This window comes from Nocardia sp. NPDC003482 (assembly GCF_053588115.1).
The window spans coordinates 1-20,522 of the sequence record NZ_JBSFPI010000018.1 but is presented as its reverse complement, the minus strand read 5'-3'; the positions used below and the strand labels follow the sequence as shown (position 1 = coordinate 20,522).

Genomic DNA, 20,522 nt, shown 5'->3' with positions numbered 1-20,522 from the left:
TTTCACCTCGTTCAAATGGTTCGATCCGCTTACCTGCCCGCATCCGCCAGGGGTTAGGTGGCCCGGGTGCGGGCAGGCGCGCCCCACGAGGGGTCATGCGGTGCTGGGGGGTATGGGTCGTTCGTGGAGGTCTTCGGTGAGCCGGGCGATCGTGTCGGGTACCGCTTCGGTGTTGGTCTGCGCGTGGTCGGAGTCGAATTCGCGCCAGGTCACCAGGCTCCCGCGACGGTGGTAGTCGATGAACACCGCGCGGCCGGCGTGCACGGGGACGATCGCGTCGTCGCGGCCGTGGTAGAGGTGCAGCGGCACGACGGGGGTGGTGTGGGCGAGGGTTTCGTGTGCGAGTACGTAGCGCCACATCGGGTCGTCCCACGGGTCGGGGCGGTCGCACCAGTGCGACAACGGCTGCGGGTACTGCGCCAAGAGCACTGCGCGGCTGAGCTTTTCGGCGTCGGTCGCGACACGGTGGCCATCGTCGGTCAGTACGTGCCGCAGCGGCAGGTGATGGTACGCGCGGGAGAGCCCGATCAGCCCCGCCAGTCCGAGTACACCCCACCGGCCGCGGTTCACCACTTCGGCCATCTCCGCCAGGTCGGACACCACGGCTCCCGCGGCCACCCCGCGCAGGTCCAGCTCGGGGGCGTATCCCGGCTGGAGTTCTGCCGCGGCGGCGGCCGCACGACCGCCGTCCGCGTAGCCCCATCCCACGACCGGCACCAGACCCCGCTCGAGATCACGCAGACTGTGGGCGGCGCGGGCGAGGTCGAGCAAAAGTTGTCCACCCGCCCGGGCGGCGAGAAAGGTGTGCGGGCCGGTTCCAGTGACACCTAGGTTTTCGCCGTCGGCGACCGCCACCGTCCAGCCTCGCTCCAGTGCGGCGAGGATGGGGCCGATGCCGGTGTCCTCTCCTTCCGGTATCAGTTGCGAGGGTGCGCATGGACCTCCCAGGCCATGGAATGGCGGGTAGTACACCAGGATCGGTTCGTGTCCGGAAGCGGTGTCGGAGGCGATGACGATTCCCGACGCGGGCACGAGTTCACCCTGGGTGTCGGTAGAGACATAAAGGATTTGCCACGAGTCCAGCGATCCGCCCAGCTGATGTATAGGAGTTCTGCGTTGACGCAGCACCTCGCCCGGTCGACGGCCTTCGTCGACCGGCGGCGCGGCGTAGAACGACAAGTCCGTCATCGCGTTCTCCCACCAGCGTCGTGTGCCAGCGCGATGAACCATGCGGTACCGGAGGCGAGCTGCCCGGTCGTGGCGTAGCCGGTGTGACGGGCGACCACTCCGGCCAGCCGCACCCACATACTCGGGTCGGCCAGTGCCGAGTTGTCGGCGGCCAGCTGGTCCCAGGCGGCGGCCAACTGCGCGGCCAAGCGCGTCACCACCAGGGGATTCGTGGTGACCACTGAGACGATGTCCGCCCATCGCTGAGCCGCTCGTGTGATGTCGTCTCCGGACGGGGCGGAGACCTGGGGGTCGGCCGCGGTGAGCAGACGTTGCGAAAGCGATGCCTGAGCTTGATAGTCGACCGCCCCGGCCTCGATCCGAAAGTCGTTGGCCAGCACCGCGGTCCACGCTTCGCCGAGCGTCGCGGACAGTAGTGCCTGGATCGAGCCGAGCGCGGCGATCGGGTCTCGGAGATCGGCTTGGGCGGCGATCTCGGCGCCCAGGCGCAGCGCCGACGCGTGGTCGGGCGCCGAGCAGCTGAGGTCGCCGTCGACACAGATGTCTGCCACGCGGCCCGTGAGGGCGCCGTACCCGACCCCGTCGGCGGCGATTCCGCTGCCCGCGGCGAGGGGAGTCACCATCTGCACCGTCGATACCGCCGCACCGTCGGTCCCAGGGGCGGGATCGGGTGCTGTCTGCCCGGGACGACCCGGGAAAACCCCCGTCCCCGGCAGGCGCTCCGGATTGGAATACAACGCGATCCCGGCTACCCGGTCCGCCGGGACCGGTCCTTCCCCTGCGCCGACCGCGCGAGCGAATTCGGAAACTGCCTGTGCGCCTTGGGAATAGCCGGCGACCGCCAGCAGTGTATTCGGGCACGCCGCGGCCACGTCCGCCGCAGCGGCGTTGAGTCGTTCGATCGCACCGGTCACCGACACCACGTACGGGGCCGTCCCGCCGCCGGGCACCGCGCCCCCGAACGCGGCGTCGTAGGGGATGTAGCTGCGCTGCACCAAGTCCGGCAGCGTCGCCACGACCGGCCTCACCAACGCGCCCACCACACCGGTATCGGCGAGCGGGTCCGCGCCCTGCGAGGACAATCCCGTGCCTTCGACGCCGAGCACATACAACGGAGGACAGTCCGGTCCGATCGGAACCGCTTGCGCCGCAGTCGATCCCAACCCGACCAGCGCGACCCCGCACGAGGCGGCCACTGTCGTCGACAACAGACCGAGAGCCTTCATGGCTGGCCCACCCCCACGCCCGCGCCGAAGCCCGCTCCCACCGTTCCCCCCGCGACGGCCCCGGCGAGCGCGGCCGGAACCCCGGCGACCGCTGCGCCCGCCGCCGCACCCGCAGCTGCACCGACCGCTGTGCCGGCCACGCCCGAGGTGACGGTGCCGACCACCGGCACCGCGATCACCGTGCCCAGCGCCGCACCCGCTACTCCGCCGATCGTGCCCCCCACCAGGCCGCCCACCACCGCGCCCGCCGCCGCCGCGGGCCCTCCCGCGATCGCGGCACCGGCAGCACCGCCGATCCCCGCACCAGCCAGCGTCGCCCCCGATACCCTGTCCGACCGCCCGGCTGGGATGCCGATCGAATCCAGAGCTGTGGCGACCTGAGCTTCCGCTCCGGCGGCGGTCTGGTTGATGCAGTCCCTCCAGTCGACCGGCAGCCAGTCCGGTGCCGGTGTCTGCCACTCGCCGATCCGGATCACGTTGTCCGGCGGCTGAATCGGAGCGACCGGTGGCACGGGCTCGGGCAGGTGCAAATCTTCCAGTTCCACCGGCGGAGCGGGCTCCGACGCCGACGGTGCCGGTCTGGCGCTCGGACCGTTGCGGATCTCGGGCGGCTGTTCCGGATACACCGCGGGCTCGGGGGTGGACGGCGGCTCCACCGCCGGTGGTGGCGGTGCCGGTACCGTGGTGCCGGGTTGCGACGGACTCGTGACTCCCGGCTGGTCGGCGACATACGCCGGTGCGGCCGCTGTAGCGATCGCGGGAGCGGCCAACGCCAAGTAGAGCGGCACGGCACCGACCAGCAGGCCCGCTAACGGACCTTTGCGCTCGGGATGGAATCCCGCGCTCGGACGCGACGCATTTCGGTTTTTGGGCATGCCAAATAACCCTTCGTCGAAGGAAACTGAAGCGGAATTGCGGCTAGCCGAATTACTGCGAATCCGGACTCCCCCGGCCCTGCATTTAGGACCGGGAGGGCTCTGGCGGATTGCGAGTCAGAGGAAGGGCAGGACCAGGCTCAATACCTGCCCCGCGATCGACAAGCCGTTGGCGATCACGCCCAGACCGGCGTTGAGCCAGGAGAGAACGACGTAGGGATCCACGTGCTTTCCTTTCGGTGCAGTTGATGTTGCCTCACCATCACAACGCCGAGACAGCCTGCACCGCTATGGTTTTCGGTGGTCAGATTTGTGTACACACTGTGGAGACCTGTTCCTTTGCGCGCCTGACCACCTGCGACAGCCGGAACAGGTCACATTTGTGTACCTAAAAAAAAATCCCCCCGAAGCAACATTTCCTGGATCGGCCCAGACAACCCCTATCGCCGGACCCGTCTCGATGTCCATCCGCGTTGCCACATACGCGCCTCATCTGGTAAGAACGAATCAGCTCAGGGGGAATCGGCATTCGACGTATCCCATTTACTTGGGGCGTCTGGCGGCGCTAGGAGGGGAAGCACGTGGCTAGGGATAACGAGAGCGATCTTCCACCGGAGGTCGGTCACTGGATAACGCAAATCCGCAGGCACCACGGACACTCTCGTAAGGTGGCGGCCACCCGACTGCATATAAGCGAAACTAGCCTCAAAAGGATCGAGCGCCGTCAGCTTGCTTGTTCAAGGGCGTTCGTGGAACGCCTAGCGACTGAATATGAGCTGACCCCTGCGCAGAAGCGGTACACATACACTCTCGCAAGCCCATCATCTAGTCTCCCTCCCCGGTCTCAGCTTCGTAACAGCATGCTGCCTGCACTAAGCACTGCACTCCTCGCCGAGTTCGAAAGGCGCGGGTTCGGCTGCGGGTACTTCGATCCGCTATGGAACCTGATCGAGGGGAACGACCTGCTTACCTCCTCCTTCCCGGGTATCGACACGTACGACGGCAACCTCGCCTTATGGCACTTCCAACCCGGCAATGACTTGCCCACGTCACGCCAAACGACTCTGGAGTGGGAGCTCGAGTCAATCTTTTACGTCGCTACCCTTCGCGCGGCCTTGGGTTCCTTTCGGGACTCCCCGCACGCAAAATCCATCTGGCGGCAGTTGAGGCGCAGCCGCGAATTTTCGACCACTTGGTCGGACAGCCTAGCAGTGGCATACGGCCGCCGTCCCGATCAACCGGCGCATCTGCTAGATGCTTCGACAAGGAAGCCATTCTCCGCAAGAATTTACATGGGGGAATGTTCCGGAAACTCCTCTATCATATTTTACTTTATCTATCGAAGTCCCTACGCTGGCCCACCCATTGCCGCCACTTTCTCATCGACGAGCCCATGAACGAGCATCCGAACTCTGATGATTCCTCGGCACAGCCCCACGAGGATACATTTCCGATCTCCGTGGGAGCTAAGGCATTGCATCAATCGGAAGCTTGGTACCTCCAGCAGCTCAGGCTGGGAAATTTTCCCGGCCACAAGGCTGGACGACGCTGGTACCTTACCGCCGCCGATATAAAAGCCGCAATCGAAAGCACTGCTGTGCCCGCCAAGCCCAAGGACAGCTTTAGGGAGGGGCTCGCTCCTGGTACAAGCCGATCTCGACGTCGACGCAGACGACGCGGCTCCTACACGGCACGGGGATCTGACTAACTTCCGCTATCCTAGGACCTGGACCTAAACGTTCCTTACTACCGTTTCGTGACTCTCATCGTGACCCGATCAGACACCGGTATTTGCTGTAGGGTCATAGCCACCGGACGGTCACTAACTGACGTGCAGCGCCATTTCCCAATGATAGTTGCTAATGCAAGAGAAACCTCTCTTCGACCGAAGCGTTCCGCAATGCAGCGGCGAGGACCTAATCCGAATGAGAGGTACTGCCTCATTCGCTGCCCGGGAATCTGTCCGTCTTCCCAACGATCTGGATCAAACTCAGTTGCATTTGGGTATATAGAATCATCATGATGAACGGTGAACTGGCTAACCGCAATCATTGTTCCCGATGGAAGAACAACTCCCCCGAGTTCGGTATCCTGGCTAACGACACGAGTCAAAATCCACGAAGGCGGATACAGCCGCATCGTCTCAGTGACCACCTTCTCTGTATAGGGAAGATGGGCTAGGTCCTCCTTACGAGCAACACCTCCCTCAAGAACATTGTCTACCTCTGCTTCCAAGCGACGCCGGACGCCAGGATTTCTATCCAGCATGTAAAGTGACCAAGTGATCGATCCGGCACTGGTTTCTGCGCCGCCGAAAAACATGGTCATTATCTGGTCTACCAGCTCAACGTCTGCGAACATCGCGTGGGCTTCAGGCGCGTCTTCATAGCGAGCCTCCATCAACGATTGCAGTAGATCTCCGCGGCGCACTGTTTCTTGCCGTCGTTCGGCGATAATGGCCAGTGCGGTTTCGCGCACTCTTCGCAATGCTTGATCGAATCGACGATTCATCGGCAACGGGAGGCGATTGACTACGTCCGGCATCGCCGTGCGGCGAAATAGGCCATGGGTCAACTCGCAGATGTCATCTGTAAGGCCGCGAACGGATTCGTCGCTCAGCGACGTAGAAAACATTGCTCGTACCGCAATTTGAAAAGTCGTGAGAGATACTTCCCTCCCGACATTGATCACCTGGCGATCGGACCAACTATTGACAAGACTTTCGATGGCCCTACTCATTAATTCGGAATACATGTCGATTTGGTCGTCAGAGAACGCGGGCGTGCACAGACGGCGCTGTCGTCGGTGCTCGGCGTGGGGGCAAGTGCCCAGGCCACTTCCCGCTATCGGTCTTGCACGCTCGAAGAACGGGCCGCCCTTGTCAAAGAAGATATCTTGACTCAAAACTTGCGCGACGAGAGACGGTTCGGAAACGAAGACAACATCAGCCGTACCCAGTCTGATTCGACACATCGGTCCGTTATTGGGAAGCGACTTGAGAAATTCGAGTGGGCGACGAGCCAGTAACGCTCCGTGACCGATTACCGGGATTCCTCCCTGAGCTCGTGGGATACGAACCAGTTCCGATGATCCTTGCATGAGATTCCCCTTTGTTCGCTCGCGTCTGCACAAGATCAAAAGTAGACGCTTGAGGAGCAACATCATGGTATCAACGTCGCGAGGATATGACCATTCAATGCTCTAATGGTGGAAGAGAACCTAGGGGTGGTCCAGAGTACGGACCCACATGCACCAAGTGTAGACGCACTTCGTGATTTTCCTCTGGTAATTCAGCAACATGTATCGAGGCTGAGTAGGGTTCTCCTGTCTCAGGGTTTCGCATGTGACACAAACGGTCTGGCTCGCGGCCGAAATCGACATGACGACATGCATTCCACCTATTCCGAAAATCGGCACTCGCGCTCAGTTGTTCCAGTAGCTGCTTCGCCCGCGGCGACTCCCGGTATCGTCCGAATCCAGGCCGCAGCATTCTGATCGTGCCATCGGCCTCATCATCCCAAAAGAGCGCATACGGGCGTCTCGGCTTCTCTACACCTGGCTGAAAATGCCATACCGCGATGTTGTCGCCCGCTTCGTCATCGAGTCCAGGCATTGCCTCATACGTTCGCCTATTTGCGAGAACAACCTGCCAAAGCGCATCGGTGTATAAATATACTACACCCCATTCGTCGAACGTATCCAATGCTTTGAGTCGATTCGGGGTTGCGAGGCGTTCACGCAGTTCCGCGACTGATGGCATCGGACGCGCCGGCTCAGCCAGTTCGCGCATGTGCCGAGCCTGTCCGAAGTCTAGTTTGTAGCCAGTAATTATCTCTTCCAAAACCTTGCGATCTGGCACAACGTAATTTGACTCGATCTTTTTTATGTAGGACAAGCTAACCGGCAGAAAGGACGCGGCATCTGCCTGCCGAGCGCGACGTCGAAGACCGGTCTGCTCGTCGGTTATCACTACCTCCTGACGCATCTTGCCCATCCACTCCCCAAGACTGGGTAATTCGAGCGCGCTGTCTTTGTCCCGGCGGTAGGAATCGGTATGCAGCGGAGCGCTTTGGGCTTCGTCCATCCGTTCCCCTCCACGCACCGCACTCAAACCCCGTCGCGATCCAGACTGTCCCCAAGCCTGGGAACCTTCATCTACCTACCTGGATATCAGACTGTGCCGCAGGCAGCAACACTTCGGTCGCGAGGACCCGCAGGGGCAGGTTCAAAATTTTTGTACCTTCCCTGGTACGCCCGGTTCTGCCATCGGGTTCAAAATCTTTGTACCTCCTGGAAGTAGCGCACCTCGGGTCTCGGCGAGTTGGATGGTGCTATCCATCCGAGCCTGCCAGGCCGAGAGGACCCGGTTGGATCGTTTTTTTCAACAACACTGGAAAGCGAAACAATGAAGTTCGAAACGTTCTGATTTCAGTGCCACACTCGTTCCGGACTGCGGAACGGATTTCTTTATCGAGCGGTAACAACTGATCACATGTTCGAAGGAGTTGATTATGGTTTGCGCTACCCCGCCTGATATTATGCCAGACTTTTTCGACTGGATACGCTGCGCTCGCGAACACCTAGGCTATTCACGGGAAGGCGCCGCCCGGCATACCGGCGTGAGCGCATCGTACATTCGAGGCATTGAAATGGAACGCCGCCTGCCGACTCCCGAGATCAGGGACAAGCTCACCCGCGGCTACCGCCTCAGTTCCTGGCAGCGCACGCACACCTTGGAACTGTGGGAGCCGTCGGTGCCCCTCCCGCCTTCAGCTGATCTCCGACGGAGCATCGACTCCCCCGCGATGCGCCTGCACTTTGATCATCTCGACGCGCTCGAGGTGGTTTCTGCCTTTGTGGATCCCCTGGCCACCGTACTAATGGCGACAGACGAGTTCTACCGATTGTTCCCTGGCATCGATGACGTCGAGGCAAACCTCGTGAGATGGCTTTTCGGGCCAGGAAAAGACGTGATCCAGCACTGGGAGGTTGAGGCCGGTCTCGCTGTTGCTCGCGTCCGCGCGGCCCTCGGGCGGTACCGTGACGCGCCCCAAGCGCATCACCTACTTCGCAGCCTGTTGTACCACAACGAGTTTCGGCGCATTATGACGGAGGAGCCGCTTCACGTCGCTTATGGACGCCCGATAGCCTACCCGGTCCGATTTCGTCTTCCACCTGCCGGCCGTCACGCTGAGCTCTGGCTGCAAACGACGGGCGATTCGTGCCCCGCAGTCTTCGCTATCCACGGCACCGTCGCTGCTGCTACCCTCGCCGGTTGAAGCTACACGGTACAGCGTAGCCAACGGCTCTAACGGACCGAACCCCGATGACCCACCGAGCCAGACCCGCCTGGAACCCTGCCTTGCTCACGTCGACGACGAGCATGCGGAATCCACTCACCGAACACCGCCCGGAGCGCGCCGACCTCGGCCTCCGTGAGTGGCGGCGTCTCGTAAACGATGCCGTCCAGTTCAAACGTGATCGTTGCTGAACGCGGGTGAACTTCTGAGTTCGGATCGTTCCCAATCAAAGCCGCCTCCAGGAGCCGTTCCTCACGACACACCCCACCCGGGACATCGGCTCAGCAGGCCACCGCGGGATGTTGGCCCAGGCGCATAGGTCGAAGAGAGGCCGCGCCGTCACCTGCGGCTCGACGATCGTGCCGTTCACCTCCCCAGGAGGCGAACTTCGAAGGACGTGCCAATCAGAATGGTAGCAACATCTGAGTGTTTCTAACATCTCAAGGCTGAAATCGCGCAGATGTCCCTTTTGCGAGAATCGCTGCCGCTTCGGAGGGCTCGCTTTCTGATCTACCGCGGTTCCCATCGGATACCGTCCCCCTGGACTGAACCACCGAGCCCACGGCCTTCGCCGAATGCGGGCGGGCGTAGATGCTCCGCGGCACTTGCAGTGGAAGTAGAGAGATTGGGGTTCGCCGGAGCTTCCAGCGCCTGCGGCCTCATCCCTGGATTGGACGAGGCCGCTCGGAGCCAGAGTGCTCCTCTGCGGGCCACGCATTCGCGGCCAATCGAACCGGAAGATGCATCCGCGCCATCGGCGACCCTGGTCAGGTCGTTGGCTCCCGTGCATCCCCGGTCCGCCCAAGCACCGCGTGACGCGCTTGGAGGATTTCGTTGACCTGCTGCCGTTGCTCCCGAGCGGCGCGGTCCGCCATAGCGTGAGCAGCTGTTATGGCACGTGCGTACTCGAGATCCCGCGCTTCAAGTTGCTGTCGGTGCTGCTCGGTTCGTTCGTCCAGTTGGCACCGCAAACTAGCGTTCTCGTCGGCGGTTACGTTGGCCTGCTCACGCGCCGCGTCCCGTTCTCCTTCAGCACGGGCTTGAGCCGTGCGTGCAGCGTCGTATTGCTGCCGCATGCGGGCCAGCGTCTCCTCGGCCTCCTGGTAGATCTCATCCCGGTCTGCCTCCGCTGCGGATACTCGCGCCTCCGCTTCGGTATGGATTCGCTCAGCCTCCTCACGCGCCACCTGGGCCTCGTCTGCGGCCTCGTCCGCTGCGGCCAAGGCCAGCCGCTCGACGTTTTCCGCATGCTGGCAGCGTTGCGTCATCTCGGCGAGTTCCCGTTCCGCATCGGCTCTAGCCTGCTCCGCCGCCGCGACCTTCATCGCGGCCTCCGGTTCTACATCCGCGATTTGACGGTCAACGGATTCAGGCATTGTGATCTCGTTCAACAGCTCAGCTGTATCTGCGACGAGAGCCGCGAGCTCCTCCCGCAAGAGAACGATCCGGTCGAGTTGCCCTGCGACCGTAGCTATTCCGTCCGTGACGGGCCTGAGTTTGGGTCGGGGCGGGTCGCGCCGCGCCTCCTGGTCAGCCTCTTTGCGCACGGCCCGCAAGCGGGTCTGAGCGTTGTGGGTGGGATCATCGCAGTAGTCGGCGGGTCGCCCACGACGGCCGCGGGTGGAAGGCGGCTCGGCCGTGCAGCCCGGGAACTTGCACTGCCGTCTCTGCTTGTCGCGTGCGGTCTGTAGATCGATGGGCTGGGACATATGAATTCCATTCCCTTTCATTACATTTCATTCCAACCTGGGAATGAAATGAATTGCCTTCAGGGGCTAGGAGTTTCGCCACACCTCACGCGGCAGCTCCGCTGAGAGCGTCCAGAGCCGCTTTGCGGACGCGCGGAAGCCGGAGGCGGATGATATCGGCCGCCGCCTCGCTGGCACGGCGATCTATGTGTCCGTAGCGCTTGTCCGTGGTGGACACCGATTCATGTCCTGCGTCGCGGGAAACGACGAACAGCGGAACTCCATCCTGAAGCTTCCACGAGATCCCTGTGTGCCGCAGTGTGTACGGTGTCAGACGCTTCTCCACCAGCGTCGCGACGGCGTCACCAAGGCGATCGAGGAGAACTTCGGGATCTGCGCCAGCCCAACCCGTCGCCGTATTGAACGGGCGGAAGTTGAGTTCATCCAGAGCATGCAGCCGGTTCAATGCGGGCAGCCACGCCTTCTTGTAGAAGTAGGGAACCGTAATAGGTTGCCCCGTAGCCGTGTGGAAGAGCAGTTCGTCCCGCGGTCTGGACAGATCGAGACGATCCAGTGTGTCGAGCGGCACGTTCACGGTGCGAATCCCGCGGGCGGACTTGGGCTTTCCCAATTTGAGTTTGCCGCCGGCGTACTTCCACGCCTTGTTGATCCTTACTGCGCCGGTCTTGCGGTTGACGTCGCCCACTCGCAGAGCCGCGATTTCCCCCGGCCTCGCCATCGACATGAGGGCGAACTCAGCATGAGGACGCCAGCGCGGCGGCATCAGTTGCTCGAACAGCTCCCATTCGGCGTCGTCGAAGTAGTCAGGCTCCGGCGCGTCGTTTCGAGGCAGCCGCGTGTTCGCACAGGGGTTGTACGGGATCAGCGGAGTCGGCTGGCGTGCGGCAGCCTCGGCCAAGGCCGCCGAGAGGAAGCCGTGCTTGTTGGAAATCGTTTTCGGGGAGTTACCCACTTCCTCTTCCAGGTACACGACCCACGCCGCGTCTTGCTCAGGGCCGATCGCGGGCAGAGGAAGGTATCCCATGAATGGGTCGATGTCGCGGTCGATGAACCGGTGGTAACGGCGGCGCGTTTCGGGCTCGATCCCGGTGAGCATGTCGGCGTAACGCCGAAGCCATTCGGTCAGAGTGGGACAGTCTGGGGCTTCGCCGCGTTGCGCATCCAGCACCTTCAGCGCCTCGACCGCACCAACACGCTCGACCAGCGTCGCCCAGCGCGCTGCCTCCTGATAGTCGTCGAAGGTCTCCGATGTTTGGCGTCGGCGGCCGTACTCGTAGATATTGAACGGAACCTGCCAGGCCACACTGCCGTCGCTGCGCGGCCGGGGGCGGGGGGTCGGCATCGTCTACCTCCGGGTCGGTTCGAGCCCACCTGTCGGTGCGCTGTTACCTAACCCCTGGTAACGAGTACTACTGACGCGAACGTCGTAGCCACCACCCAGAGTACGTTGCCGTACCGCTGAGCGGCCAGTCTGCGTGGGTGGAGCCTAGGGGAATCGAACCCCTAACCCCTGCCGCAGCATCCTCGCTGGTCACAGCCACTTCGTGAGTGGATCTTACGGGCGCACCGCGACGTTCGGTGGCGTTCGCTGCCGGTTCGGTCCCTCTACCAACTGGCGGCGTCAACATCTACCCTCTCGCCAAATCGTCCGAGGACCTCAAGATGAGGTGCTTGCGACAACTCTCGAAAATTACTCGGCCAATAATTTCGGCCGATAGTTTGTTATATGGGACGAATATTTCGCGAGATTTCACCACTTACTGAAAGTTATCGCCGCGCCCAACGGAAGGATGAAATCGAACAAAACATCCTCGAAAGTAATTCAGGACGGATTGGACGCGCTGGCGGATGGAACGCCCGAGTTGTTCGCCGATATGTTGCCAGTCCGGGTTGTTGATCTGAGCCGTATACTTGATCCAGCTGTCTGGCCCGGTTCCGGCGCCAGCGGTTACCAGGGGTTCTGGAGCAGCAGGTGCCCGTTTCGGGTGCCTGCTGACGGCGAACCGGAGGTAACCATGCCCGATCCCACGCAGCGCTCCTGTGCGCTGCCAGCGTTGAGCCTGCCCTTACCGCACCTCGATAAGCCGCCGCGGCAGCCTCGTCCGCTCACGCCGGTCCGAGTCAACTCACCCGCCCTTCCTGCTGCTTCCACGTTGTCCAGTCCGGAATGGGACGACCTCTGCCTCGCCTTCTCCATCCTCAACGACCGGGGACGGCTCGCGGCTGCAGCAGCGATCACCCACCTGGATTGGCGCGCCGGGCAACCAATTTCCTTCGCCATCACCAACAGGATCGTCGTCGTCAAACGCGGCGAGCACTCCGCGATCAAAAGCCGCATCGATGCCCGCAAGCATCTGCGGCTTCCCGCCTCTCTTCGCGCCGCCGCCCAGTTGCGCCCCGGCGAGACGATGCTGCTGGTCGCGGCGCGCCGAGCGCGGGTTCTCGCTGTTTACTCCTCCGAGTCCGTGCATCGAGCGCTGCGCTCGCTCCTGCCCGATATCGAGGGGCTGGAATGAGCCACACCGACGTCGAAGCAGCGCGACTTCTTCTGGCACGGCTGAACCTTCACCCCGAGGACCTTCTAGGCGACCTCCCCGAGCGCAGCGTCCCCACGTTCGCGGAGTACGTCCCGCGGGTGGTCGCCGCGGTCCGGCCCGGCACCGCCCGCACCTATCTCCCGTACTGGCGACGAATCGAAACCCTCTGGGGTGATCGGCATTTGGACGAACCAACCCCGTTGGAACTCAAACAGCTCGTCGAAGACGCTCAACGACAGGCCCGGGTCCGCCGCAACTCCCGCCGCGGCAGATCCGCGGCAGAACACATGGTCGGGGCCCTCCGCTGCCTGTATCGGCATGCCCGTGACGACGGATATCTCCCCCGCGCAGGCAACCCCGCCGACCATGTCATGAAGCCGCGCCGTGGTGGTAGCTCCCGCAGCGCGCTCTCCCACAACCAACTCGCCGAGATCGTTCAGGTGGTCACCACGACCGGAAACGACACCGCCCTCGACAGCCTGATCGTGCGTCTGCACATCGAAACCGCCTGCCGCAGCGGCGGTGCGCTCGCTCTACGACCCGAAGATCTCGATCCCCACAACTGCCTGATCTGGCTTCGAGAAAAAGGCATTTCCGACCGCTGGCAACCGGTCTCGCCCACCCTCATGCGCGCCCTGATCGACCACGCCCGACGCGGGAACGAACCCGACGGACAACTCCTGCGCTACCGCGACGGCCGACCGATCACCCGACGCCGCTACGACCATCTCTGGGACCGCGTCGGACGCCATCTGCCGTGGGTCACCACCCTCGGCGTCTCCGCGCATTGGCTCCGGCACACCACTTTGACCTGGGTGGAACGCAACTTCGGCTTCGCCGTTGCCCACGCCTTCGCCGGTCATGCCGAACCGGCCGGACACGACAGCCCAACACTCACCTACGTCCGCGCTTCACTTCCCGAAGTAGCCGCCGCCCTGTCAGCCCTGGTCGAAGAGACTCACCCCCTCATCGACGCAGATAACTCTCGACCCGCACCACCACACTGACGAAGAACAGTTACTCCACCGGCTAACACCCCACCGAATCAACGGTGAGACCGGACAAAGAGCCTGCGGCACAGACGCGCTCAGGTGATCGCTCAAACACCCTCCATTCGCTACGCGTCGTCCAACGAGACGACTGTCAGAGCCAACAAACCCTCACAGCCACACATCGGACAACCGCGTCCGTCGGCGAGACTTGCTCCGAGGTCTCCTACCGGGTTGCTTTTGATACCGCTCACCGACCATTTCCATCCGCCTGTCGGCGAGACCGCTCTGTCGACCGATACCCAACGAGGTCGCGCAGGACAGTACTGTATGGGACACAGTATCGTTTCCATTCGCCTGTCGGCGAGACCGCTCTGTCGACGTGGTTCAATCGGAGTGCCGCACCAAACCGCTCATGGTTTCCATTCGCCTGTCGGCGAGACCGCTCTGTCGACGCCGCACCGTGCCGCTGAACGCTCACGCGTCTCAGTAGGCGGTTTCCATTCGCCTGTCGGCGAGACCGCTCTGTCGACATCAATGCGGCGGAACCTGTCGCATTTGGCTGACCGGTTTCCATTCGCCTGTCGGCGAGACCGCTCTGTCGACCGTAAGCACCTGAGGCCTATATCGTGTTCCTGCTACAGTTTCCATTCGCCTGTCGGCGAGACCGCTCTGTCGACTCTGACCTACCCCACGTTTGTTCTTGACGACAAGGGTCCAGTTTCCATTCGCCTGTCGGCGAGACCGCTCTGTCGACTGCCATACATCCTGTACGCATCCAGCGCCGAACGGGCATCGATGTTTCCATTCGCCTGTCGGCGAGACCGCTCTGTCGACCCCGCGACCCCAGCAGGCCGCCCAGGACGCTCCTGACAGCGCGTTTCCATTCGCCTGTCGGCGAGACCGCCCTGTCGACTCTCGCCCATCGCTATCGCCTGGACGGTCATCGGGACCGAAGTTTCCATTCGCCTGTCGGCGAGACCGCTCTGTCGACAGCGGAAGAAGCGGTCGCGGCGACCGCTAGCTGATGGGTTTCCATTCGCCTGTCGGCGAGACCGCTCTGTCGACGGATTCGCTGACCGCGAACGAGGCTATGGACGAGTGTTTCCATTCGCCTGTCGGCGAGACCGCTCTGTCGACGTATTCTCGACGACAGGTAATTCTCCGGGCTAGTTGCTGCGGTTTCCATTCGCCTGTCGGCGAGACCGCTCTGTCGACAATGATGTCGATGAGCACGCAGGTGTCGCCCTGCTCTGTTTCCATTCGCCTGTCGGCGAGACCGCTCTGTCGACGGAAGCCCACCGACGTAAGCGGCGAGGCCATGGCCGTCGCCGTTTCCATTCGCCTGTCGGCGAGACCGCTCTGTCGACATTTCACTTTACAGGGTAGCGGCAAGAGGCTGACTCTGTGGCAGAATCACGTTTCCATTCGCCTGTCGGCGAGACCGCTCTGTCGACCCTAGCTCGGTTTCGCCCCTGCTGACCGGCGGATTCGGGAACCGCTTGCACAGACCTACTCCCGGGAGCCCTCTCCGAAGACGATTTTGTCGACCAACCTGGCTGTTTCTGCTGGTAGTGGCTCTGCACAGACCTCACCGTTCTCCTCGTCTCGCTCACCACCTCTCGGTGATTCAGAACACTGCCCAGAACAGTTCGGGTGTCGGGGGTTGGGATTGGCCGACTACCTGCTTGTGGTCCCAGCACGTGGCGCATTGGCGGAGCACGAGCAGGGAATCGGTGTCGGGGTCGATGAGGCCGGTGACCGTGGTGACGAGGACCTCCAGGTCGGTTTCGGTCAGGGTGCACAGGAAGAGGCTGTATTGGATTCGGTCGCCCCAGCGCTGGAGCTGGGCGGCGACTTTGGCTCGGCGATCATCGTGGGAAATGTCGTAGCAGATGAGGACGGTCAGCGCCATGACAGACCGGTCCAGGCGGCAGTGGGGTCGCTGAGGGTGGCGGCCAGGCGCTCGGCCTGCCGGTAGAGGTGGCGGCGGAGGCTGCCGGAGAACCCGGGCAGGGCGCCACTGGTCAGTTGCAGCATGCGGCGTTCGTAACCGTCGGCCAGGACGTGTTTTCCCGCTTTGGTGAGCCAGATTCCGGATTCGCCGTCACGGTGGGTGCCGTGCTCTGGAGTGAGGGCGTTACGTCGGATCGCTGTGAGGACGGCTTGATCGACGACGAGGGGCCGGAATTCCTCCATCAGGTCCAGCGCGAGGCTCGGACGAGCCTCCTGTTCGGCGTGCAGGAGGCCGAACGCCGGATCCAGGCCGCAGGCAACGAGCGCGGAGACGCATTCGCCGAGCAGCACGGCGTAGCCGTAGCTGAGCGCGGCGTTGACCACATCCATCGGCGGGCGGCGGGTGCGGCCGTGGAACCCGAAGTCGGCGGGTAGCAGAATTTCCAGTCCAGCGAAATAGTTACGTCCGGCGGCTCCTTCCAATCCCATGACCTCGCTCGGCGTTTCGGCCATGGGCAGCATGCTCGCCGCCGCGCTGATCTGCCCGATCCGGTCGGCGAGGTCGTCGGCGTGGTCGCGGCGACCGAACCGCCGCAACACCGTCAGTTGATGACGAAGCTTCGCGTCAACCACCGTGCGGGCGAAACGTGTTCGGACAGAGGGATCGTCGGCCGCGCGCAGGTGCGCACGCAGCCGGGCCGCGCGGGTGGGTGAGGACGCGGCGTGCATCTGGCCGAGATAGGTGCCGCGGCGGGACAGGAACACGATTTCCACATCATTGGCGAACGCCCACGAACGCACGCCCGCGCTGACGCCGATCGAGCCGAAGCACACGATCCGGGCCACATGCGAAATGGGGACGTTGAGGATGGGTTCGTCATCGCGGGTCTCGACCGCCAGCCGACCTTTCCCGATCGACACCCGGCTCCCCTGCAAAGCGAGATAGACCACGCGGCGGGTCGGCTCGGCTATCCGGTGCTCGTCGATCGAGGGCGGGTAACGTGGCCCGAAATCCTCACCGAGGAAGGCGAACCCCTCCTCGAACGACATCACCGCGGTTTTGTCCTCCGACAGCGTCATGCGCAGCTTCCTCAATGCCTCGGCCGCGGTGCGGGCCGCCTCCCACGCGTCCTCGGCGGTCGCACAGACCACGGTGAAGTCGTCGGCGTAACGAACAACAGGAAACCCACGGTCGAACAGGGCATCGTCCAGCGCGACCAGAACGAGGTTCGACAGCAGCGGAGACAACGACGTCCCCTGCGGGATGCCCGGCACCTCGCGGAGCCCGCCTCGGGTCAGGACACGACGGGTGGTCAACATCGCCACCAAAGCGTCGACGCTCGGGTCCGGAAGCGCCGCTCGCACCAGACGGACCGCGTGCTCACGTGGGATCGAGCCGAAACAATCGGCGATGTCAGCACGTAGCACCCAGTTCATGCCCTCGTCCCGCAGCCGCACAACCGCCTGTACCGCGTCGGCGACGCCGAGGCCGGACCGATAGGCGAAAGAACCCGCTCCGAGCAACGGATCGATGTGGGGAGTGATCACCGACAGCAGCGCACGCTCGACAATCCGGTCACGGATAGCGGGGACGGCGAGCCGCCGGAAATCACCATCCGATTTCGGAATCGAAACCTCATGCAGCCGAGCGGGCCGAAATGTGCCGTTCAGCAATTCCGAACGCAATTCCGCAAGCCGACTCTCGGCGTTTTCAGCGAAGCGCGCGATCGGCACATAAAGCTGCTCACTGGAATCACCCCGGTCCAGGATGTCACCCCACGCGCGGTTCAACTCCTCGAAGGAGGCCACTTTATTCAGGAGACCATCAACCACGACATGACCCAGAGCTTCGATAATCAGACTAGTTGATATTTCTAATTCGCCTTCGGCGAGACAGCATTCGTGTAACAGACCCCATGGCGCTTTGCTACATATTTAGTTTCCATTCGCCTGCTGGCGATTCCATCGGAATCTCGGGGAAAAACCTTTCCAGGTTAATTTACCACTGTCCACGAGCAGATGCTACCGCTCTGCAACGGAATGTGGGAGCACCTCAACTCACACTGTTCATTCACCTGTCGGCACGACCGCGTCGGTCACGGGGATGATGGCCGACTGGTATACCGACCAGATCGACCAGATGTTTCCATTCGCCTGTCGGCGAGACCGCGTCGGTCACGCGCCCAAGATCGATGACGCGTGGCACGAGCTGCTCGTCTAGTTTCCATTCGCCTGTCGGCGAGACCGCGTCGGTCACGCGTGTCTCCCTAACCCTCACCTGTCTGCTTGAGTTTCCATTCGCCTGTCGGCGAGACCGCGTCGGTCACACTCACACACGATCGACCCGTACACCCACACCACCGTTTCCATTCGCCTGTCGGCGAGACCGCGTCGGTCACCCTACCGCCATTTTGGCCTGTCCGATCTGCGGTGTCGTGCCGTGACTGCACAGACCTCCTTCCTTGGTCCTCCCTGCCGGTGCCGTAGCCTCCGGAATTTCGTTATTTGTGCTGATGGGCGTCGTGCACAGACCTGGATGGTTTCGGGGGTCCGCTCGCCACCCTGTTGTGAGGGGCGTCACCGCGTTCGAGGGTGGTGACGCCGAGGCCGCGAGTGGTGTAGCGGCCCAGGCCGGCGAGGGCGGCGAAGCCGAGCAGGCGGTGCAGGGTGTGGCTGATGGAGGGGTCGTCGCAGCGGTAGCGGATGCGGCCGAGGAAGCCGGGCACGGTGAGGCCGGGCAGGTCGAGGAGCTCGGTGTGGCCTTCGACGTCGCTGACCCAGATCCGACGCCAAGGACGCGGATCCTCGTCGAGGTGCTCAGCACTGTCGGGGTTGAGGGCGTTCCAGCGCAGGGTGAGCGAGCGGGCGACGGTCGCGGGGTCGGGCCAAGGCGAGAAACGGTCACGGTTGCCGAACGTGGCGGGGGTGCGGAACCGGAGCGTCCACGCGGGCCGGGTGGGGGTGCTCGTGTGGAGCTCGGTCCAGGTGGTGCTGGTCAGGGGGTGGGGGGCGGTGAGGATGGTGCCGTGTTGGTGGCCGAAGGTGATTGGGGTGCCGGGGGTGGCGGTGGTGTGGAGGTGGTGGGCGGCTTCGGTGGTGAGGGTGATGATTTCGAGGACGGTGAGGCCGTCGAGGGTGCGTGGGGGGCGAGTGGCCCAGGGCTTGGGCGTGGTCCAGTGGTGCTGGTCGGCCAGATGGGAGGCAACAGCGTGCAACTGGGTGAGAGTGACTTCGGCGGGGTTGATTCCGGCCAGGGGGATTGCCCAATGGGTGATCACCGCTCCGGCTCCCGCTCCAGAGGGCGCGAACGGGCCCGTCCTCGGCGGCGGCTGGCGAGATCTCCGATGCCACGGATATTTTCGCCGACGAAACGCTCACCCGAGTACCAAAGCGTCTGTGACACAGCAGGATTCGGGGCACTGCCGGGATATCGTGGATGAGTTGAACATTTCCGGATCGAAACGTCTTGTCGCGCAGCGGTTCCAGGGCGCGACTCGGGTGTGAGGGTGGCCGGGTGCGGGCGGGTTCGTGGTGTCGGTGGCGCTGTGGGGGGTGGGTTTCGCATCGAAATCCTCACTCCCAGGCCGGAATAGGTGTTGTCGCGCGCGGCGGATATCGAACATAGCTGTCGGGGCGCGGGCCCGCAAGAAGGGCCGGAGTCGGTTGTTCTGTGCTGGTGTGGTGGGGGTTGGGGGGTGCGGTTGGGGGACCGTCCGGTTTATTACCGGGTGCGGGTGGGGTTACCGGCGGGTATCCGGTGGTGGGGTGGTGGGGCTGGTAGCCTGGCGAAACTTGTTGTCGTGCAGGGGGTTCGGCGTGGACGTTGTCGATCTTGTTCAGGTGGGGATCGGGGGTGTGCAGCGGTTCATCGCGGAGTCGGCGACGACGGCGGATGTGGCCAATTCCAGTGCGATCGTGCAGCGGTTGGCGGCCGCGGCCGCCCACGCGGTGCGGCAGGGCTTGGCTGGGGAGGGGGGTCTGGTGTTTCCGGTGGTGGACGAGGCGGGGGGTGTGGGGCGGGGGGTGACGAGCAAGATCGTGTTCCGGGCTCCGGCCGGTCGTGGTGTGGTGGTGGCGGGGGCGGCGCGGGAGGCGGTGGTGGCGGAGTGGGCGGGGATGGTGCGTGGGTGTTTCGGGGAGGTGGTGGCGACGCCGGGGTTTCCGGAGGTGTGGTGGGTGTCGGTGCGGGGTCCGGCGCAGCCGTATGCGGTGTTGTGGCGGGAGTTGGGGGAGGCGGTGGCGGGGCGGCGGCGGTCGCGGGTGTTCGAGCCGTTGGTGGTGACGCGGTCGTGGTTGAGTACGCAGTCGCCGGGGTTGCCGTCGGTGGCCGCGCCGAAGCGGGGGGTGCGCGGGCATGAGCGGCGGGAGCGGTTGTCGGCCCAGGGCTGGGTGAAACGCCTGCACGGGCGGGGGTCGGGTCCGGCGACGCGGTCGACGTGGTCGATCGCCACCACCGGGTATCGGGTTGCGTTGCTGGCCGATCCGCCCGCCGGGTTGGCGGAGGCGGTGCAGCGGCTGTTGGGGGCGGTGGCGGCGGTGACGGGGGTGCGGCCCGAGCGGGTGGTGACCGAGGCCCCGGTCGCCGAGTGTGGGGAAGCGTTGCGGCCGTTGGCGACTCAGTTGGGTGGGTGGGTGGATCCGCTGGTGTGGCAGCAGGCGCGGCTGCGCCGCGACTACGGGCCGTCGGCTCCGTGCATGCTACTCCAAGTACTAGGTACTTGAGGTACGAGTATGTGGTGGCC

The 20,522-nt window shown here is 63.5% G+C and carries 15 protein-coding genes and 2 CRISPR repeat arrays; of the genes, 5 read left to right on the top strand and 10 right to left on the bottom strand.

All coding sequences use genetic code 11. The annotated features are described in order from the left end of the window. Positions 1–93 precede the first annotated feature (93 nt). Genes ACWDSJ_RS26070 through ACWDSJ_RS26060 form a run of 3 tightly spaced genes read right to left on the bottom strand, consistent with a single transcriptional unit; the run spans position 94 to position 3,289 of the window. Positions 94–1,188 (bottom strand): lipase family protein, encoded by a 1,095-nt coding sequence (locus tag ACWDSJ_RS26070; protein ID WP_450034927.1) that lies wholly within the window; start codon positions 1,186–1,188, stop codon positions 94–96. After that, complete coding sequence (locus ACWDSJ_RS26065; RefSeq protein ID WP_450034926.1) at positions 1,185–2,414, bottom strand: cutinase family protein; 1,230 nt, start codon at positions 2,412–2,414, stop codon at positions 1,185–1,187. The genes ACWDSJ_RS26070 and ACWDSJ_RS26065 overlap by 4 nt, the downstream gene beginning before the upstream one ends. Continuing rightward, the gene (locus ACWDSJ_RS26060) at positions 2,411–3,289 is read right to left on the bottom strand and encodes a hypothetical protein (protein ID WP_450034925.1); all 879 of its coding nucleotides are present in this window, start codon (positions 3,287–3,289) and stop codon (positions 2,411–2,413) included. The genes ACWDSJ_RS26065 and ACWDSJ_RS26060 overlap by 4 nt, the downstream gene beginning before the upstream one ends. 581 nt (positions 3,290–3,870) lie before the next feature. Between ACWDSJ_RS26060 and ACWDSJ_RS26055 the strand changes: the two genes are divergently transcribed. Further along, a complete protein-coding gene (locus tag ACWDSJ_RS26055) occupies positions 3,871–4,686 on the top strand; it encodes a helix-turn-helix domain-containing protein (protein ID WP_450034924.1) in 816 nt (271 codons plus the stop codon). Between the two features lie 349 nt (positions 4,687–5,035). On the opposite strand, the gene ACWDSJ_RS26050 is transcribed toward ACWDSJ_RS26055, so the two are convergent. Together ACWDSJ_RS26050 and ACWDSJ_RS26045 are read right to left on the bottom strand one after the other, a co-directional pair. Continuing rightward, complete coding sequence (locus tag ACWDSJ_RS26050; protein WP_450034923.1) at positions 5,036–6,388, bottom strand: cytochrome P450; 1,353 nt, start codon at positions 6,386–6,388, stop codon at positions 5,036–5,038. A gap of 94 nt (positions 6,389–6,482) precedes the next feature. After that, positions 6,483–7,373: an MmyB family transcriptional regulator gene (locus tag ACWDSJ_RS26045; RefSeq protein ID WP_450034922.1), complete on the bottom strand. Its 891-nt coding sequence runs from the start codon at positions 7,371–7,373 to the stop codon at positions 6,483–6,485. A 427-nt stretch (positions 7,374–7,800) separates the two neighbouring features. Between ACWDSJ_RS26045 and ACWDSJ_RS26040 the strand changes: the two genes are divergently transcribed. Then, positions 7,801–8,568 (top strand): MmyB family transcriptional regulator, encoded by a 768-nt coding sequence (locus ACWDSJ_RS26040; protein ID WP_450034920.1) that lies wholly within the window; start codon positions 7,801–7,803, stop codon positions 8,566–8,568. 788 nt (positions 8,569–9,356) lie between these two features. Here the strand turns inward: ACWDSJ_RS26040 and ACWDSJ_RS26035 are convergent. Next, the gene (locus ACWDSJ_RS26035) at positions 9,357–9,980 is read right to left on the bottom strand and encodes a hypothetical protein (RefSeq protein WP_450034919.1); all 624 of its coding nucleotides are present in this window, start codon (positions 9,978–9,980) and stop codon (positions 9,357–9,359) included. A gap of 403 nt (positions 9,981–10,383) precedes the next feature. Beyond that, the gene (locus tag ACWDSJ_RS26030) at positions 10,384–11,640 is read right to left on the bottom strand and encodes a tyrosine-type recombinase/integrase (RefSeq protein ID WP_450034918.1); all 1,257 of its coding nucleotides are present in this window, start codon (positions 11,638–11,640) and stop codon (positions 10,384–10,386) included. Between the two features lie 448 nt (positions 11,641–12,088). Between ACWDSJ_RS26030 and ACWDSJ_RS26025 the strand changes: the two genes are divergently transcribed. Further along, entirely contained in the window at positions 12,089–12,814 is a 726-nt protein-coding gene (locus tag ACWDSJ_RS26025) for a hypothetical protein (protein WP_450034917.1), read from the top strand. Continuing rightward, positions 12,811–13,842: a tyrosine-type recombinase/integrase gene (locus tag ACWDSJ_RS26020; RefSeq protein WP_450034916.1), complete on the top strand. Its 1,032-nt coding sequence runs from the start codon at positions 12,811–12,813 to the stop codon at positions 13,840–13,842. The genes ACWDSJ_RS26025 and ACWDSJ_RS26020 overlap by 4 nt, the downstream gene beginning before the upstream one ends. 241 nt (positions 13,843–14,083) lie before the next feature. Further along, positions 14,084–15,281: direct repeats of the CRISPR family, unit length 37 nt; unit sequence GTTTCCATTCGCCTGTCGGCGAGACCGCTCTGTCGAC. A 173-nt stretch (positions 15,282–15,454) separates the two neighbouring features. Here ACWDSJ_RS26020 and cas2 read toward each other — a convergent pair. From cas2 to cas6, 3 genes are all read right to left on the bottom strand, one after another. Next, the gene (gene cas2, locus ACWDSJ_RS26015; RefSeq protein ID WP_450034915.1) at positions 15,455–15,739 is read right to left on the bottom strand and encodes a CRISPR-associated endonuclease Cas2; all 285 of its coding nucleotides are present in this window, start codon (positions 15,737–15,739) and stop codon (positions 15,455–15,457) included. Beyond that, positions 15,730–17,589, bottom strand: coding sequence for a CRISPR-associated endonuclease Cas1 (gene cas1 / locus ACWDSJ_RS26010; protein WP_450034914.1), 1,860 nt, complete (start codon positions 17,587–17,589; stop codon positions 15,730–15,732). Before cas1 ends, cas2 begins: the two co-directional genes overlap by 10 nt. A 254-nt stretch (positions 17,590–17,843) precedes the next feature. Further along, a CRISPR array of direct repeats spans positions 17,844–18,179; the repeat unit is 37 nt; unit sequence GTTTCCATTCGCCTGTCGGCGAGACCGCGTCGGTCAC. Positions 18,180–18,281: 102 nt separating this feature from the next. Next, a complete protein-coding gene (gene cas6, locus ACWDSJ_RS26005) occupies positions 18,282–19,058 on the bottom strand; it encodes a CRISPR system precrRNA processing endoribonuclease RAMP protein Cas6 (protein ID WP_450034912.1) in 777 nt (258 codons plus the stop codon). Positions 19,059–19,596: 538 nt separating this feature from the next. On the opposite strand from cas6, the gene ACWDSJ_RS26000 reads away from it, so the two are divergent. Continuing rightward, positions 19,597–20,502 (top strand): hypothetical protein, encoded by a 906-nt coding sequence (locus tag ACWDSJ_RS26000; protein WP_450034910.1) that lies wholly within the window; start codon positions 19,597–19,599, stop codon positions 20,500–20,502. Positions 20,503–20,522: the final 20 nt, after the last annotated feature.